The sequence below is a fragment of the Suttonella ornithocola genome (genome assembly GCF_001889065.1).
In the GTDB taxonomy this organism is placed as follows: Bacteria; Pseudomonadota; Gammaproteobacteria; order Cardiobacteriales; family Cardiobacteriaceae; genus Suttonella_A; species Suttonella_A ornithocola.
The window spans coordinates 1-849 of the sequence record NZ_LWHB01000254.1 but is presented as its reverse complement, the minus strand read 5'-3'; the positions used below and the strand labels follow the sequence as shown (position 1 = coordinate 849).

General features: G+C 37.3%; 1 tRNA gene and 1 rRNA gene. Both read right to left on the bottom strand.

The annotated features are described in order from the left end of the window. Positions 1 to 297, bottom strand: a 23S ribosomal RNA gene (locus tag A5N85_RS13535); the annotation flags it as partial. A 412-nt stretch (positions 298 to 709) separates the two neighbouring features. Then, positions 710 to 785, bottom strand: a tRNA-Ala gene (locus tag A5N85_RS13530). Positions 786 to 849: the final 64 nt, after the last annotated feature.

Sequence of the window (849 nt, the reverse complement as noted above, 5' to 3'; positions counted from 1 at the left end):
CCAGCTTGTTCTGCTAAACGTCACCAACTTAATTGGGCTGCTCCGCGTTCGCTCGCCGCTACTTGCGGAATCTCGGTTGATTTCTTTTCCTCGGGGTACTTAGATGTTTCAGTTCTCCCGGTTCGCTTCTTTAACCTATGTATTCAGTTAAAGATGACCCTAAGGTCGGGTTTCCCCATTCGGATATCTTGGGCTATAACGCTTGTTATCAGCTTACCCAAGCTTTTCGCAGATTTCCACGTCCTTCTTCGCCTGTTGTCGCCAAGGCATCCACCGTGTGCACTTATTCACTTGATCATACAACCTCAAGTTATCTTTTTGGCTATATGATTACTCTATAGAAACATATAACTATTTTAGATAGAAATATAGTTTATATAGACATATAGACTTTAGATACTTAAAGCGTATGTGCTGTTTCTCTGTTCTACTATAGATTTTTCTATAATAGAGGAAAACATAAGTAACAACGCTTGTTTGTTTCTCAGCTTTCTCAATTTAGTTGATTTTTAAATTGAATATTCCAGTTGTTAAAGATCATTGTCAAAGACAACAAAATTTTAAAAGCTTAAAAAATTTCAAATTTTTAAAATCTTAAACAAAGTTATTAGTAAATAATAATTTTATCTATAAATAATAAAATCTATAAACTAAACTTCTAAAAATTAAACTTTTAATGTTTTGTTTTCTTTGTACTACATGGTTTCCATGGTGGAGCTAAGCGGGATCGAACCGCTGACCTCCTGCGTGCAAAGCAGGCGCTCTCCCAGCTGAGCTATAGCCCCATTTCTTGGTGGGTCTGAGAGGAGTTGAACCTCTGACCTCACCCTTATCAGGGGTGCGCTCTAA